Raw genomic sequence first — 14,626 nt, forward strand, 5'->3', positions numbered from 1 at the left:
CCGGTCGGCGGGATCATTCGTTGCGCCTGGCCGCAAGGTCAAGCCCACGCCAAAGCACTCATCGGCGTGGCTCTCAGCCTGTAATCAGATTGTCTGATTGTAATCGCCGACTTCCGGGTTTTCGCGCAGAATACCATCGACGGCCTTGAACATGGCGTGCAGACGATCCTCTGAAACAGGACTTTCGACCACGACCACCAGTTCAGGCTTGTTCGAAGAGGCACGAACCAGTCCCCAGGTTCCGTCCTCACTGACGACACGCACACCATTGACTGTAATCAGGTCAGTAATCGCCTGCCCCGCAACAGTTTCACCCTTTTCCTTCATACCCTGAAATTTCGACACCACTCGATCGATGACATCGTATTTGATTTCATCGGCGCACTTTGGAGACATGGTCGGCGACCCCCAGGTCTTGGGAAGATCGCGCCGCAGGTACGCCATTGTCCTGTTCGGGCTACGGTCCAGCATGTCGAGAATTGCGATGGCGGACACGAGACCGTCATCATAACCTCGTCCAATCGGCTGATTGAAAAAGTAGTGCCCTGATTTTTCAAATCCGACGACCGCGTTCAGGTCCCTGACCCGGCGTTTGATATAGGAATGGCCGGTTTTGTAGTAGTCGGTCTTTGCACCGTTGGCCTGGAGGACAGGATCGGTATGGTAAAGCCCGGTTGATTTCACATCGACCACGAACTGGCTGTTCGGATGCAGGGCGGAAATATCACGCGCCAGCATGACGCCAACCTTGTCGGCGAAGATCTCTTCGCCTTCATTGTCGACGACGCCGCAACGGTCACCGTCTCCATCAAAACCCAGACCGACTTCCGCGCCGACTTCCAGAACCTTGTCCCGCAATGCATGAAGCATCTGCATGTCTTCCGGGTTCGGATTGTATCTCGGAAACGTATGATCCAGTTCCGCATCCAGCGGAATGACCTCTGCACCAAGTGCCTCAAGGATCTTTGGCGCGAAAGCTCCTGCGGTGCCGTTGCCGCAAGCTGCGACCACCTTGATCGGGCGTTTCAGTTTGGGCCTGTCCGTCAGGTCTTTGGCATAGACCTCCGGGAAGCCATCGACGAACCGGTAGCTGCCGCCACCTTTCAGGTCAAACGCGGCGCCCAGGACGATTTCCTTAAGGCGGCCCATTTCGTCCGGACCAAATGTCAAAGGTCTGTCTATCCCCATTTTGACGCCGGTCCATCCATTGTCATTGTGGGATGCCGTGATCATGGCGACAGCGGGAACATCCAATGCGAATTGTGAAAAATAGGCCATCGGCGACAATGCCAGCCCGATGTCATGTACGTTGACACCGGCCGCCAGCAACCCGTTGATCACGGCCATCTTGATGGAAGCGGAATAGCCACGGAAGTCGTGTCCGACGGCAATGTCAGGTCTTACGCCGCGCTCATGGATCAGGGTTCCGATACCCATACCAAGTGCCTGCATGCCCATCAGGTTGATTTCTTCCTCGAAAAGCCAACGGGCGTCATACTCCCGGAACCCTGTCGGTTTGACCATGGGCAAGGATTCATATTCGAGCGTGTTCGGCTTCAGGCTTGCCACAGGTTTCGGGAACATCAATACCTCGCAATTGATTTTTTTCGGGGCTACTCGGTTGAACGAATTGAATAAAACTCAGAAGCTTCCTTTGACTACTGAATCAGTACTAGCGTCCCGTTTGAAATGTCAAACCGGTCCAGTTGATTGAGCGCGGACATACCGAGCAGCGGTTGACCAAGGCTTTGATCCTTCAAGACCAGGGCATCCAGGTTTCTCAATCGAATGCTTCCGATCTGCATCCCGTCGATTACCGCCATGGCACCATAAACCGTGCCATTGGCTGTACGGATAGCGTATTTGTAGTCCGCTGCCTTCGGAAAAATGCCAACTTCGCGGGCAACCGATTCAGGCAACACGGTGTGCGTTGCACCGGTATCCACCAACATCTCAACTGTTTGTCCATTCACTTTGAACAAATCGACGAACTGGCCCTGATAGTTGGCAGAGATACGATGTTTGCGGTCGCCTTGCGGCGCATCGTCAAGATCAGCTGTTTCCGCAGACTGGATGTTGCCCGCCGCAAAATGAGGTGCAAACTTCTGCAGCAGATTTGGCAGAAACGGGGTTATCCCGATGAAAAACAGCAATATCAGCACAAATCGCGCCATGGCTGACCTTTAGTCCGAACTCGAAACAACAATCGGTCAGCCTGATTACCACGGTTTCCTTAGCGGGCTGTAAAACCACCTTAGAGAATTTGATCGGCAAGACGCATGATGTCTTCACGGTGCGGAGCACTCGTCTGGGCACCCGTCACCGTACAGGCAAGTGCGCCGGCTGAAATTCCTTCCTTAAGTGCACGGGAAAAGGGGGCGTTCCGATCCAACGCGGACGCCAGTGCGCCACAAAAGGCATCGCCGGCCCCTGTCGTATCGACGGCCTCTATTTTCGGGGCACCAAACCGGACAGGGCCGTCGCCACCGTCGGCAATGACACCTTTGGATCCTTGAGTGATGACGGCAACCTGCCCTGCAGATGCGAAGTGCGCCAGAAATGCATCCGGCTCCCCGGGTAACCCTAAAGTGGACGAGATCAGAGCCGCTTCACTTTCATTCACAACCAATACATCCGTTACCTCCAAGGCTTCGCGAAGATTGCCGTCAGGAACGGGGGCTGGATTCCAGATGACACTGGAACCTTCGGACTTGGCCCGTTGCATTGATGTCAGGTTTTCGGTGAAAGGGATTTCACCCTGCAGCAGCAGGATGCAATCCGGCCCAAGCGCTTCTGAAAGCCATTCGGCATCGACGCGTGCATTCGTACCGCTGGCGACGATGATCTGGTTTTCGCCCACCGGATCGATACCTATCAAAGCGATGCCGGTCGTTCCTGGAAGCGACCTGACGCCGGACAGGTCAACATCGGCTTCGCGCAGATTTTGCAGCGCCAAATCCGCAAATGTATCTTGCCCGACAGCACTGATCATCGTCACAGCCGATCCTGCGCGCCGAGCGGCCAGCGCCTGATTTGCACCTTTGCCACCCGGGAACATTTGATGATCGGGACCGCTCACGGTCTCTCCAGGACCTGGCAGGCGCGGTACAGCAACGACCAGATCCAGATTAATGGATCCGAATACCGTGATCATTCTTTGCCTCCCCGTTTGGTCCTGAGGTTAGAAGCCCCATCGCCAAGCGCAAGAAAAAAGCGCGGCAGGAACCCGCCGCGCAATCGTAACTGTCATATTGTGAATGCAAAGTCTATTTCGTCCCGTACATGCGGTCGCCTGCATCTCCGAGGCCTGGAACGATATAACCTTTTTCATTGAGCTTCTCGTCGATGGCCGCCGTATAGATCGGCACATCCGAATGCATTTCGTTGAACTTCGCAACACCTTCGGGAGCTGCCAGCAGGCAGAGAAACCGGATATTGTTCGCCCCTCTTTCCTTCAGTTTCTGAACTGCGGCGATTGCCGAATTGGCCGTTGCCAGCATCGGGTCCACAACGATCACCAGACGCTCATTCAGGTCTTCCGGGGCCTTGAAGTAGTATTCCACCGGCTGCAGTGTTTCCGGATCGCGGTAGAGCCCGACATGAGCAACACGTGCGGATGGAACCAGTTCAAGCATTCCCTCCAGAAGTCCGTTGCCGGCTCGCAGAACAGACGCAAAGACAAGTTTCTTGCCAGCTAGCATCGGCGCCTGCATTTCAGCAAGTGGGGTTTCGATGGTCTGGCGAACAAGCGGCAGATCGCGGGTGACCTCGTAGCAGAGCAGCGTCGATATTTCTCGCAACAACCGCCGGAAACCCTGTGTGGACGTCCCCTTGTTGCGCATGATGGTCAGCTTGTGCTGAACCAGCGGGTGACTGATGACATTTGCTCCGGACATATCTGCCTCTCTTGATACCAACGACCGTTCGCCCACGGTCAGATTGTGACTTCACTGCATGTTCAGGACCTATGCCCCGAACGGCAACCAAAAAACAGTCCGGGGGTTCAAGTATTGCCCGAGTTTTTTGAAAAGATTTGCATTCTGGCTCAAAATCCGATGCCCGGTCCGGCTTGTCCCGCCTTCCAGAATGCATGTCAAAGGCACTTGATCCGCACTGACATCAAGTTCGCTGCGTAGCCTGTCTGCGAGTTTGTCCGCCAAGGCTGCGCTCACTGAACGAAGTTCTATCATGCGGTCAATTGTTGTCTGTTCCGATAAAGCTTCGCCGTTCTCGGCTCCGATCACCAGAACGCCCGCGTGAATAAACAAAGCGGCATGGGCAAGGTCTGATGGCGGCGTGATGTTTTCAAGGCCGGTCACTTCAAATCCAGCCCAGGCAAAGGGTTCCACCAGCGAATAGACCATTTCCTGGGCAGTCAAATGAAACGGAACTGTCGTCATCTCTGAAGCGGTGGGATTGCCGGCGTAGTCGAAACTGTCACCAAGACCAACGTCACCAACCTTCGCGCCACCGTCCCAGACCGGAGCGAAAGTCTCCAGCAGGTTATCAAGCAGCTTGCTGGCATCTATGCCGGCACCAGCTTCACCTGCGAGACGGAGCGCGAGGACGCCTGGCCGTGTGACCTTGCCTTCTGAAAACAAATCGGGCCTCAACGCCATGGCTTCACCAAAACGTTTGAGATGGGTCTGCATTGTGTTGAGTAAATCCCGATCTGCATCCCGATCCCACTGAAGCCCGGTAGTCAGTTCGTTCAGGTCAAGCCGAACAAGCGTCTCGGCGTCTGCACGGTAGGGATCAGTCATTTCGCCAGAAAATGAACCGGAAGCGAACATGTGAAAAGCGGCGAGCGCCAAAGCATCGGCTCCATCGACTTTCGAGCCGGTCATCGGGTCCTCAAATACCCAGTTCGCCGGGTGCCGGGTTTTCATGAACATAGCGAGCACGGCCAGGTCGGCAGCGGCCAAAAGCATTTCCTGCGCCGTTTCAAATTCCCTGGCACTTGCCATCGCGGACCAGCGGTCGACGCCACCTGCTTCAAAGGCGCGCCAGATCCCGTATGGCGGTATCTGGAAATCGGGGTAATTTTGCTTTGTCGTTTCTAGAACCAGGCCGAGCGCATCATCAAGCTTCGTCAGGTCTAAGACAACGTGGTTCAGTTTTCCCGCAACCCCCAAATCCAGAAACGCGTGGGCCTTGCGGCGCACCTCCTGTGGCTGGAAGAGGATCGGCGCGGGAAATTCAGCACTCATAAACTTACCAATCTTAAATGAAGTCCCAGCGGCATGAGAAGCTCCTGAAGTTCATTCAACGGGTTGCTCCCTGGCGCTGTCGAGGCGGACCAGCAAACGCTTGCGAGTGGCATCGTCGCAAAAGGCCGCTTCGAGCGCTGTGCGCGTTATCTCCATCTGGTCCTCAAAGGTCCAGTCGAAAGTCTCGGAAACCGACGAATACTCCTTGCCCAGCGTTGTGCCGAAGAACGGGGGATCATCGGAATTCAGCGTTATCTTGACGCCTTCCTTGCGCAAGATATTCACCGGGTGAAAACGCAGATGCGAATAGACCCCGAGCGCAGTATTGGAACCGGGACAAACTTCCAGGACGACTTCTTCATCGATCAGACGCTTGACGAGATCCTTGTCCTCGATCGCGCGCACCCCATGTCCGAGGCGTTTGACGCGCAGGAATTCCAATGCGGCTGTCACACTCTCAGGTCCTCCGAATTCTCCGGCATGGGCGGTGGTTCCGAGCCCGGCTTCGGACGCCATTCGAAAAGCCTTGGCGAAATTGGCCGGATGCCCCGACCGTTCGTCTCCCGCCAATCCAAAACCTGTCACCAGCGGATGCGGGTTGCCGATGACCTCCTTGATGACACGTTCCACGGAGGCCGCCCCGAAATGGCGAACGCCTATGGCAATCATGCGCCCCTCTATGGCCGTTTCATTCTTGGCTCTCTCCATTCCTGTCGCCAGACCTTCAACATAGGAACGGTAGGAAAGGCCAGCAGCCTGTGCGTGGTCGGGCGATACGAATATTTCTCCGTAGATCGCACCTTCTGCGGCCAGCATCCGAAAATAGGTTTCAGCCAGCAAGGCATAGTCTGCAGGTGTCTTGAAGACACCGCTCGAAACGTCATAAGCCCTTAGAAAGGTAGTGAAATCCGACCAGACATATTTCCCGTTGCCGTCGATCACCTCGGACACATCGTGGCCATGAGCTTCGGCAAGGCGCTTGACCAGAGACGGCGGCGCAGCCCCCTCAATGTGACAATGCAATTCCGCCTTCGGCACAAGGCTTGAAACATTCATATCCGGCTGATCCTCAAGTTGGTCTGGGCCTTCCGCGGCTGACTTTTGCAAACAGACTACAGAAAACTGGCACCGTTTGGACCGGTGGCGACATTCAGATGAACTGCGATGCTCTCGCCGATATCGGCGTAAGTCTTGCGCCCACCGACGCTGCGCCCTGAAATTCCCGGACCGCATCCGATTACAGGCACGTTCTCACGCGTGTGGTCGGTCCCCTTCCAAGTCGGATCACAGCCATGGTCTGCAGTCAGTAGCAACAGATCGCCTTCACGCAGAGCGGCAACCATCTCGGGCAGTCGACGGTCGAAATGCTCAAGTGCGGCGGCGTAGCCAGGGACATCACGTCGGTGGCCATAGAGCGAGTCAAAATCGATGAAATTTGCAAACACAAGATCTCCATCCTGTGCCATTTCCATGGCTTCGAGCGTCTTGTCGAAGAGCTGGTCGTTTCCGGCACCTTTCAAGACCTTGGAGACGCCCTGATGCGCAAAGATGTCCGAGATCTTGCCAATGCCAAAAACAGTTCGGCCCGCCGATGTCAGCCGGTCCAAAAGTGTCGGTTCAGGAGGCAGAACCGAGTAGTCACGTCTGTTGGCAGTCCGCTCGAATGTGTCGGCACTGTCTCCGACAAATGGCCGGGCAATCACGCGTCCAATATTGTAGGCGTCTGCGAATTCACGCGTGATCTCACAAAGCTCATAAAGCTTGTCGAGGCCATAGTGATCTTCATGTGCGGCAATCTGGATGACAGAATCTGCTGAGGTGTAGAAAATCGGCTTGCCCGTACTGACATGCTCTTCACCAAGTTCGGCAATGATGACGGTACCCGAAGCATGTTTGTTGCCAAGAATCCCGTTCATTCCTGCTTTTTCACTGATTTTTTCAATCAGCTCCTGCGGAAATGTCGGCACCGTTTCAGGAAAATAGCCCCAGTCGAACCGAACCGGAACACCGGTAATTTCCCAATGCCCGGATGGCGTGTCCTTGCCGTTTGAAACCTCAGCCGCATAGCCCCAGAGTCCCTCGGGGTCCCCTGAAAAATCGAGCCCGGGAATTTCCTTGCCTGTCGACAGCGTTCCGGCAGCGCCCAGACCGAGCCTGTCCATATTGGGCACGTTCAAGGGACCGCTGCGCAGTCCATCCTTGTCTGCCTTTCCGGCCGCACACTGCTCGGCAATGTGACCCAATGTGTCGGATCCAGCATCGCCGAACGCTTCGGCGTCCGCCGCGCCGCCAATGCCGAAACTGTCCAATACGCACAGAATTGCACGAGGCATGGGCATCTCCTCAGTTGTTGTTGTTGCCGGTTCTTCAATGACCGGTGAGCGGCTGGCAACCATTTGCCAACCGTTAGTCGCCGTTTAAGGAGCGATGCGGTCGACGACACTCTGACGGTCGACGACGTCGCGCGCAGATCCGACCGAATAGGCTTCGCGCAGGGCTGCAGCCGTCGCTTCTGCAGCCGCCTCCGACTTGGCATGCACAATTGCAAGAGGCGCATCGGCATCGACCGCGTTGCCGACACCGGCCAAGCTGGTGAGACCAACCGAATGATCGATGACGTCCGCAGCAGCCGTACGCCCGCCGCCAAGCGCCACCACGGCGACGCCAACGGCCCGTGCATCCACCTGTGTGACAACCCCATCATGCTGGGCATAAACCGGAGCCACGACTGGGGCCTTCGGCAAATAAAGTTCAGCTTTTTCGAGGAAGTCTGCCGGCCCGCCGAGAGCGCTGACCATCTGGCCGAATTTCTCCGCTGCCCTGCCGCTTTCAAAGGCCTGGCGCATCATCCGTGAACCATCCTCAGCGGAGGCCGCAAGACGACCTGATGCGAGCAGTTCTCCACCTTGTGCCACAGTGACGTCCCACAACCGATTGTCGACGGCGGTACCTTTGAGAAAATCGACCGCATTTTGCATCTCGACAGCATTTCCGGCGGCAGATGCAAGGGGCTCATTCATGTCGGTGAGAAGCGCAGTGGTCTTCAGTCCGGCGCCATTTGCAACGAGCACAAGACTTTCCGCCAGCGTACGCGCTTCTTCCAGGCTCGCCATGAAAGCCCCCGTGCCCCATTTGACGTCGAGCACCAGACCTTGCAAACCCGCCGCCAGTTTCTTCGACAAGATTGAAGCCGTGATGAGATCCACACTCTCCACGGTACCTGTTACATCCCGAATGGCATAAAACCGCTTGTCAGCGGGTGCGAGGTTTCCAGTCTGGCCAATGATCGCGCAGCCAACTTCCTTCACCACTTTCTTGAACAGCACATTGTCCGGTTGTGTCTGATAGCCCGGAATGCTGTCGAACTTGTCGAGCGTACCGCCAGTGTGTCCAAGACCTCGGCCAGAAATCATCGGCACGGCCGCACCACAGGCTGCGAGCGCCGGGGCAAGCATGAGTGAGACATTGTCACCAACGCCACCTGTCGAGTGTTTGTCGAGAACAGGCGCGTCGACATCCGACCAGTCCAGGACATCACCGCTATCGCGCATGGCGAGGGTGAGCGCCACGCGCTCGTCCACGGTCAGTCCCTTGAAAAAGACCGCCATTGCAAGCGCCGAGACCTGGCCTTCCGTAACCGAACCGTCAGCGAGCCCCTTGACGAAGAATGCGATCTCCTCCGCGTCGAGCGTTCCCCCGTCGCGCTTTTTCCGGATAATTTCTTGCGGCAGCATTTTTTGTCCTTCTTGAAGCCGTCCTAGTAGCCGTGATGGGAGTGATCGACGATTTCCTGACCTTCGATCGTGGAAATCAGGGAATCCAGCAATCCGCTCGCACCGAAACGGAACGTATGCGCCGATACCCAGTTGTGGCCCATGATCCTGTCAGCGACGGCCAGATACGCTGCGGCATCTTCAGCGGTCTTGATGCCTCCGGCAGGCTTGAAGCCGATGACGCGTTCCCCATCGTCCCGGCGGGCCTCCTCAATCGCGGTCAGCATGATTTCCGCAGCTTCGAGGGTCGCGTTGACGGCAACCTTGCCGGTCGAGGTCTTGATGAAATCTGCGCCAGCATTAATGGCCAGGTTTGACGCAGCATGGATCAGCAGCGGGTCCTTGATCTCGCCGGTCTCCAGGATCACCTTCAAGAGTACTCCTTCCGGGATAACAGCCCTGATGCGAATGATCTGCTCTTCGGCAAAACCCTTCCTGCCTGAGACAAAGGCCTTGTACGGCATGACCAGGTCGACTTCGTCTGCACCATCGGCAATCGCCTGTCTGGTTTCCGCAATCACCGCCTCCGTATCTTCACCGCCGGCTGGAAAGTTGACGACAGTCGCCACTTTGACACCTGTGCCTGTCAGTTCCTTGGCGGCCTGCGCAACAAAGCGCGGCCAGACACAAACGGCTGCGACAGAGCCGTGGTCTGTGACCGTGCGCGCGCACAGTTTGGTGATATCCTCAGCGGTGCAATCGTCATTCAAATTGGTGAGATCAACCAATCCGAGAGCACGCGCTGCGATTTCGATCATGTCACTCATTCACCGACCTCCTTCACAAATGCCCGCACCAGCTCTTTCATCCGTTCCATGCCCTGAAGGGCAACCGATTTGGTTTCATCGTGTGACAGCGCATGGGCCTGCAAGCCCGCACCGTAGTTCGTGACGATCGACATCGCGGCCACTCTCAACCCCAGGAACCTTGCCATGATGACTTCCGGAACCGTGGACATGCCGACCGCATCAGCCCCCAGCACCTTGGCCAGACGAATTTCGGCAGGCGTCTCAAAAGAGGGGCCGGAGAACCACATATAGACCCCTTCCGCGACCGGATCTCCGGTTTCAGCTGCCACCTTTTTCATGGCGGCTCGAAGTTCTGGGTCATACGCGGCACTCATGTCGAGAAAGCGCTTTTCGTCTTCCTCGCCGATCAGCGGGTTCTTGCCGGACCAGTTGATATGGTCGGAAATCAGCATCGGAGACCCCGGCGCAACCTCTTCCCGCAGTGAACCCGCCGCATTGGTTGCAAGCAGGATCTCGCAGCCAAGTTCCTTCAGTGTTTCAACAGGTGTACGCATCACCGTCGGATCACCGCTCTCATAATAGTGCGCGCGTCCAGAAAGGATCACCACAGGAACACCTGCGAGCGAACCTGCTACCAGTTCGCTGGAATGAGACGTCACAGTGGAGATCGGAAACTCGGTCAGATGCGAATAAGGAATTCGCACAGCGTCTTCAATTTCCTCGGCTAGCGCTCCGAGACCGGATCCAAGGATCATGCCAATCTTGTAGGATCCCTGACGGGCAGCGCGGACAATATCCGCACATTCACGGCCGTAACCACTCATGGAGGGTCAGTCCTTCTTGTCTTCGAGTTCAAATGCAGCCGGCAGCAGCTCATCAATTGTGAAACTGCGTCGGATGCCGTTTAAGTCGGCGACATGGACGATCAGATCGTCCGTGCCGAATTCCTTCAAACGCTGACGGCACATGCCGCAAGGTGTGCATAAAGCCGCATCGCCAATCACAACCGCCTCGGCGATCTGGCGTTGGCCGGCCGCGATCATAGCACTGACGGCGCCGCCTTCCGCACAAACGCTCACCGGATAAGAAGCGTTTTCAACATTGCACCCGGTGAAGACATTCCCGTCCGGGGTCCGCAATGCGGCCCCGACAAGGAAATTCGAATACGGCGCATAGGCCTTTTCGCGGACCGCCCTGGCGGCTTCAAAGAGGGCGTTCACATCGCTCATGAACGTTCCTTCAGATACGGGATACCTGCTGCCTTTGGAGGGATCGCCTTGCCGATGAAGCCAGCCAGGAGGATCACGGTGAGGATGTATGGCAGAGCCTGGAAGAACTGGACGGGAATTTCACCAATCCCGGGTATCTCCTGCCCCTGCATTCGGATGGAAACAGCATCCAGAAAACCGAAGAGCAGGCAGGCAAACATTGCGCTGGCCGGACGCCACTTGGCAAAAATGAGCGCGGCCAGTGCAATAAAGCCCTTGCCCGCAGTCATGTTCACACCAAAGCCCGAGCCCTGAGCGATCGATAGATAAGCACCTGCAAATCCACACAGGATGCCGCAGGCGATAACAGCACGATAGCGCAGCCAGGTGACGGAAATGCCCGCTGTATCCACAGCGGCTGGACTTTCGCCGACCGCGCGCAGGCGCAAGCCGAAACGGCTGCGGAACAGAACCCACCAAGTGAGCGGTACAGCAAGAAAGGCTGAATAGACCAGGAGGTTATGTCCCGAAATCAACTCGCCATAGAGCGGACCGATAAACGGCACCTCGCGGATCTGCTCGGCAAACGGCCAGACGACATCCTTGAAACGTCCACCATCCGGCAGGGACGGTGTCCGCCCACCTTGCTGGAACCATGTCTGGCCGAGAAGTGCCGTCAGGCCTGCCGCCAGGAAATTGATGGCGACACCGGAAACGATCTGGTTGCCGCGATTGGTGATCGAGGCAAAGCCGTGCAACAGCCCAAGAGCGACGGAAACGGCAATGCCGGCCATCAGGCCAAGCCAGGCGTTTGCAGTGATGTAGGCAACGGCACCGGCCCCGAAAGCGGCTCCCAGCATCTTGCCTTCAAGGCCGATGTCAACGACGCCGGAGCGTTCAGAATAAAGACCGGCCAGACATGCCAGAAGCAGTGGAGTTGAAAGACGGACAGTGGAATCAAGTGTCAGGATCAGAACTTCGAACATGTCTACGCCTCCTTCGCCTTGAGGGCCCTTGAGGGCGTAAACAATCGGACAATCGTTGGCCGGAACATGTGTTCCAGTGCCCCGGCGAACAGAATAACAAGACCTTGAATCACGATTATCATATCACGCGTGATGCTTGGCATCTCGAAGGATAATTCCGCACCTCCTTGATAAAGCATTCCAAACAGCACCGCTGCGAGAACGATACCGACCGGGTGGGCGCGGCCCATAAGCGCGACCGCGATGCCGACAAAGCCGTAACCTGTCACAAAATCGATCAAAAGCCGATGCTGAGATCCCATGATTTCGTTGATTGCCATCATGCCGGCGAGACCGCCGGAAATCAGCATTGTGACCACAATCGTCTTCACGGGTGAAATGCCCGCATAGACGGCTGCTGTTGCATTGGCTCCGAAGGAGCGGATTTCAAACCCGAGTTTTGTCCTCCATATCAGCAGCCAGACAAGGACGCAGGCCCCCAGCGCAACGAACAGCGACAGGTTGACTGGCGCATAGCCGAAGCCGAAGGACGGAAAAATGTCATTGAGGAACGGCAGGCGGCCGCCTTCCTCAAAAGTGCGGGTTTCCGATTGCATCGAACCGGGTTTCTTCAAGATGTTGTTCAGCAGATAGACCATGAGCGACGACGCAATGAAGTTGAACATGATCGTCGTGATAACAACGTGACTGCCGCGCGTTGCCTGCAGCCAGCCAGGGATCAAGGCCCAGGCTGCGCCCATCATGGCGGACCCAAGGATTGCAAAGGGCAGCGTTACGTACCAGGGCACATATTGGTCCAGTGCGAGGCAGGCAAAGGCCACGCCGAGACCACCTATATACGCCTGGCCTTCACCACCGATATTGAAGAGCCCGGCATGAAACGCAACGGCGACGGCAAGACCGGTAAAAATGAAGTTCGTGGCATAAAACAGCGTGAAGCCGATGCCTTCACCATAGCCGAGGGACCCCCATACGAGGATCTTCACGGCCTCCAGGGGGTTTTCGCCAATCAGAACCACAACAAGACCCGAAACCAGAAAGGCAGCGGCCAGGTTCAGAAACGGAATAAGGCCATAGTCGGCCCAGCGGGGAAGCTGTCCGGAATTCATTGAGCGCCTCCTGCTGCCGCGGTTTGGTTGTCTTCAACACCGGCCATCAGCAGGCCAAGTTCGCCTTCTTCTGCATTTGCGCCTCGTTCGCCGACAATCTTGCCGTCAAACATCACTAGAACTCTGTCCGAGAGCGCGCGAATTTCATCCAGCTCAACGGACACGAGCAATACCCCCTTACCTGCGTCTCGCATTTCTACCAGGCGGCGGTGTATGAACTCGATTGCACCGATATCGACGCCGCGCGTTGGTTGCCCGACCAACAAGACTTCAGGATCGCGCTCGATCTCGCGGGCAAGCACGATCTTCTGCTGATTGCCACCGGAAAAGTTGGCCGTTTTCAGCATCGGATTCGGGGGTCGGATATCGTATTTTTCTATTTCGGCGACGGCGTTTTTCTTGATCGCGCCAAGATCCATCAAGACGCCCTTCGAATAGGCCGGATCCCGGTGATAGCCGAGTATGGAGTTTTCATACTCATAAAAGGAGTTGATCAACCCCATCCGGTGCCTGTCTTCCGGCACGTGCCCCATGCTTTTGGCGCGCATATCGGCAGCGTCCAGCCTGCTCGTGCCAAGATCGATCGTTTCACCGTTTATCTTCAATGTGCCGCTGGTCGCCCTGCGAATACCGCACAAGGTTTCAAGCAGTTCCGACTGTCCGTTGCCCGACACACCCGCGATGCCGACGATCTCGCCTGCACGCACGGTAAAGCTGACATCTTTCACCACCTGCACACCGCGGCTGTCGGTCACGGTCAGGTTTTCAACTTCCATGACCGGCGCTTCCGGGGTGGCCGGGTCCTTGTCGACCCGCAGAAGGACGCTTCTGCCAACCATCAGTTCGGCCAACTCTTCCATCGAGGTCTTCGCAGTTTCGCGCGTTGCGACCATTTCACCGCGCCGCATGACGGAAACGGTATCCGTCACTTTCATGATTTCGCGCAGCTTATGGGTGATCAAAAGAACCGTCTTGCCCTCGTTCTTCAGGACTTCAAGGATCTTGAAGAGGTGATCAGCCTCAGCTGGTGTCAGGACCCCGGTCGGCTCGTCCAGGATCAAGACCTCAGCACTGCGATAAAGCGCTTTCAGGATTTCGACCCTTTGCTGCAATCCCACTGGCAGGTCCTGGATCAACGCATCGGGATCGACGCGCAGCTCATATTCGTCTTCAAGATGCTTGAGCGTGGTGCGTGCGCGCGACAATCCGCCGGCCAGCAACGCACTGTCTTCCGCCCCAAGGACAACGTTTTCCAGCACGGAGAAATTGTCGACCAACATGAAATGCTGGTGAACCATGCCGATCCCCATTCCGATGGCAGCCTTGGAATCTGAAATGGTGACCTTTTCGCCATTGATGAGAATGTCGCCATCATCAGCTGCATAAAAGCCATAGAGAATGGACATGAGCGTTGATTTGCCCGCGCCGTTTTCCCCAATGATGCCATGAATTGAGCCCTTCTTCACAACAAGGTCGATATCCTTGTTGGCGTGGACCGGCCCAAAACTCTTGTTGATCTTGCGCAGTTCAATTGCCGGCGTGTCGCTCATGCCTTCCCCCAGGCCTGACATATCTTGCTTATCATTCTTGC

14 protein-coding genes are annotated in these 14,626 nt (G+C 56.3%); all 14 read right to left on the reverse strand.

Annotated elements, in window-relative coordinates:
- Nucleotides 1-84: 84 nt before the first annotated feature.
- On the reverse strand, nt 85-1,584 hold the full coding sequence (locus Q0835_RS09380; RefSeq protein WP_298960571.1) for a phosphomannomutase/phosphoglucomutase: 1,500 nt from the start codon (nt 1,582-1,584) through the stop codon (nt 85-87).
- A gap of 74 nt (nt 1,585-1,658) precedes the next feature.
- Complete coding sequence (locus tag Q0835_RS09385; protein WP_298960574.1) at nt 1,659-2,174, reverse strand: TIGR02281 family clan AA aspartic protease; 516 nt, start codon at nt 2,172-2,174, stop codon at nt 1,659-1,661.
- A gap of 80 nt (nt 2,175-2,254) precedes the next feature.
- Entirely contained in the window at nt 2,255-3,154 is a 900-nt protein-coding gene (locus Q0835_RS09390) for a ribokinase (protein ID WP_298960579.1), read from the reverse strand.
- Nucleotides 3,155-3,266: 112 nt separating this feature from the next.
- Complete coding sequence (gene upp, locus Q0835_RS09395; protein WP_298822121.1) at nt 3,267-3,896, reverse strand: uracil phosphoribosyltransferase; 630 nt, start codon at nt 3,894-3,896, stop codon at nt 3,267-3,269.
- A gap of 69 nt (nt 3,897-3,965) precedes the next feature.
- Nucleotides 3,966-5,210 (reverse strand): DUF1688 family protein, encoded by a 1,245-nt coding sequence (locus Q0835_RS09400; RefSeq protein WP_298960582.1) that lies wholly within the window; start codon nt 5,208-5,210, stop codon nt 3,966-3,968.
- Between the two features lie 51 nt (nt 5,211-5,261).
- Entirely contained in the window at nt 5,262-6,266 is a 1,005-nt protein-coding gene (locus tag Q0835_RS09405) for an adenosine deaminase (protein WP_298960585.1), read from the reverse strand.
- A gap of 56 nt (nt 6,267-6,322) precedes the next feature.
- Nucleotides 6,323-7,543, reverse strand: coding sequence for a phosphopentomutase (locus Q0835_RS09410; protein WP_298960588.1), 1,221 nt, complete (start codon nt 7,541-7,543; stop codon nt 6,323-6,325).
- A gap of 84 nt (nt 7,544-7,627) precedes the next feature.
- The gene (deoA, locus tag Q0835_RS09415) at nt 7,628-8,944 is read right to left on the reverse strand and encodes a thymidine phosphorylase (RefSeq protein ID WP_298960591.1); all 1,317 of its coding nucleotides are present in this window, start codon (nt 8,942-8,944) and stop codon (nt 7,628-7,630) included.
- A 23-nt stretch (nt 8,945-8,967) separates the two neighbouring features.
- Nucleotides 8,968-9,750: a deoxyribose-phosphate aldolase gene (gene deoC, locus Q0835_RS09420; protein WP_298960593.1), complete on the reverse strand. Its 783-nt coding sequence runs from the start codon at nt 9,748-9,750 to the stop codon at nt 8,968-8,970.
- Nucleotides 9,747-10,556 (reverse strand): purine-nucleoside phosphorylase, encoded by an 810-nt coding sequence (locus Q0835_RS09425; RefSeq protein WP_298960596.1) that lies wholly within the window; start codon nt 10,554-10,556, stop codon nt 9,747-9,749. The genes deoC and Q0835_RS09425 overlap by 4 nt, the downstream gene beginning before the upstream one ends.
- Before the next feature lie 6 nt (nt 10,557-10,562).
- Complete coding sequence (locus Q0835_RS09430) at nt 10,563-10,961, reverse strand: cytidine deaminase (RefSeq protein ID WP_298822114.1); 399 nt, start codon at nt 10,959-10,961, stop codon at nt 10,563-10,565.
- The gene (locus tag Q0835_RS09435) at nt 10,958-11,926 is read right to left on the reverse strand and encodes an ABC transporter permease (protein ID WP_298822113.1); all 969 of its coding nucleotides are present in this window, start codon (nt 11,924-11,926) and stop codon (nt 10,958-10,960) included. The genes Q0835_RS09430 and Q0835_RS09435 overlap by 4 nt, the downstream gene beginning before the upstream one ends.
- A 2-nt stretch (nt 11,927-11,928) precedes the next feature.
- Complete coding sequence (locus Q0835_RS09440) at nt 11,929-13,035, reverse strand: ABC transporter permease (protein WP_298960599.1); 1,107 nt, start codon at nt 13,033-13,035, stop codon at nt 11,929-11,931.
- Entirely contained in the window at nt 13,032-14,585 is a 1,554-nt protein-coding gene (locus Q0835_RS09445) for an ABC transporter ATP-binding protein (RefSeq protein WP_298960602.1), read from the reverse strand. Before Q0835_RS09445 ends, Q0835_RS09440 begins: the two co-directional genes overlap by 4 nt.
- Nucleotides 14,586-14,626: the final 41 nt, after the last annotated feature.

This window comes from uncultured Roseibium sp. (assembly GCF_947499295.1).
Classification (GTDB): Bacteria; Pseudomonadota; Alphaproteobacteria; order Rhizobiales; family Stappiaceae; genus Roseibium.

Excerpts from the sequence above, each read along its gene's own strand:
- Q0835_RS09410 (WP_298960588.1), bottom strand. The coding sequence starts at position 7,543 with ATGCCTCGTGCAATTCTGTGCGTATTGGACAGTTTCGGCATTGGCGGC.
- Q0835_RS09380 (WP_298960571.1), bottom strand. The coding sequence starts at position 1,584 with ATGTTCCCGAAACCTGTGGCAAGCCTGAAGCCGAACACGCTCGAATAT.
- Q0835_RS09445 (WP_298960602.1), bottom strand. The coding sequence starts at position 14,585 with ATGAGCGACACGCCGGCAATTGAACTGCGCAAGATCAACAAGAGTTTT.
- Q0835_RS09440 (WP_298960599.1), bottom strand. The coding sequence starts at position 13,035 with ATGAATTCCGGACAGCTTCCCCGCTGGGCCGACTATGGCCTTATTCCG.
- Q0835_RS09425 (WP_298960596.1), bottom strand. The coding sequence starts at position 10,556 with ATGAGTGGTTACGGCCGTGAATGTGCGGATATTGTCCGCGCTGCCCGT.
- Q0835_RS09400 (WP_298960582.1), bottom strand. The coding sequence starts at position 5,210 with ATGAGTGCTGAATTTCCCGCGCCGATCCTCTTCCAGCCACAGGAGGTG.
- Q0835_RS09430 (WP_298822114.1), bottom strand. The coding sequence starts at position 10,961 with ATGAGCGATGTGAACGCCCTCTTTGAAGCCGCCAGGGCGGTCCGCGAA.
- Q0835_RS09385 (WP_298960574.1), bottom strand. The coding sequence starts at position 2,174 with ATGGCGCGATTTGTGCTGATATTGCTGTTTTTCATCGGGATAACCCCG.
- Q0835_RS09405 (WP_298960585.1), bottom strand. The coding sequence starts at position 6,266 with ATGAATGTTTCAAGCCTTGTGCCGAAGGCGGAATTGCATTGTCACATT.
- Q0835_RS09390 (WP_298960579.1), bottom strand. The coding sequence starts at position 3,154 with ATGATCACGGTATTCGGATCCATTAATCTGGATCTGGTCGTTGCTGTA.
- upp (WP_298822121.1), bottom strand. The coding sequence starts at position 3,896 with ATGTCCGGAGCAAATGTCATCAGTCACCCGCTGGTTCAGCACAAGCTG.
- Q0835_RS09435 (WP_298822113.1), bottom strand. The coding sequence starts at position 11,926 with ATGTTCGAAGTTCTGATCCTGACACTTGATTCCACTGTCCGTCTTTCA.
- deoC (WP_298960593.1), bottom strand. The coding sequence starts at position 9,750 with ATGAGTGACATGATCGAAATCGCAGCGCGTGCTCTCGGATTGGTTGAT.
- deoA (WP_298960591.1), bottom strand. The coding sequence starts at position 8,944 with ATGCTGCCGCAAGAAATTATCCGGAAAAAGCGCGACGGGGGAACGCTC.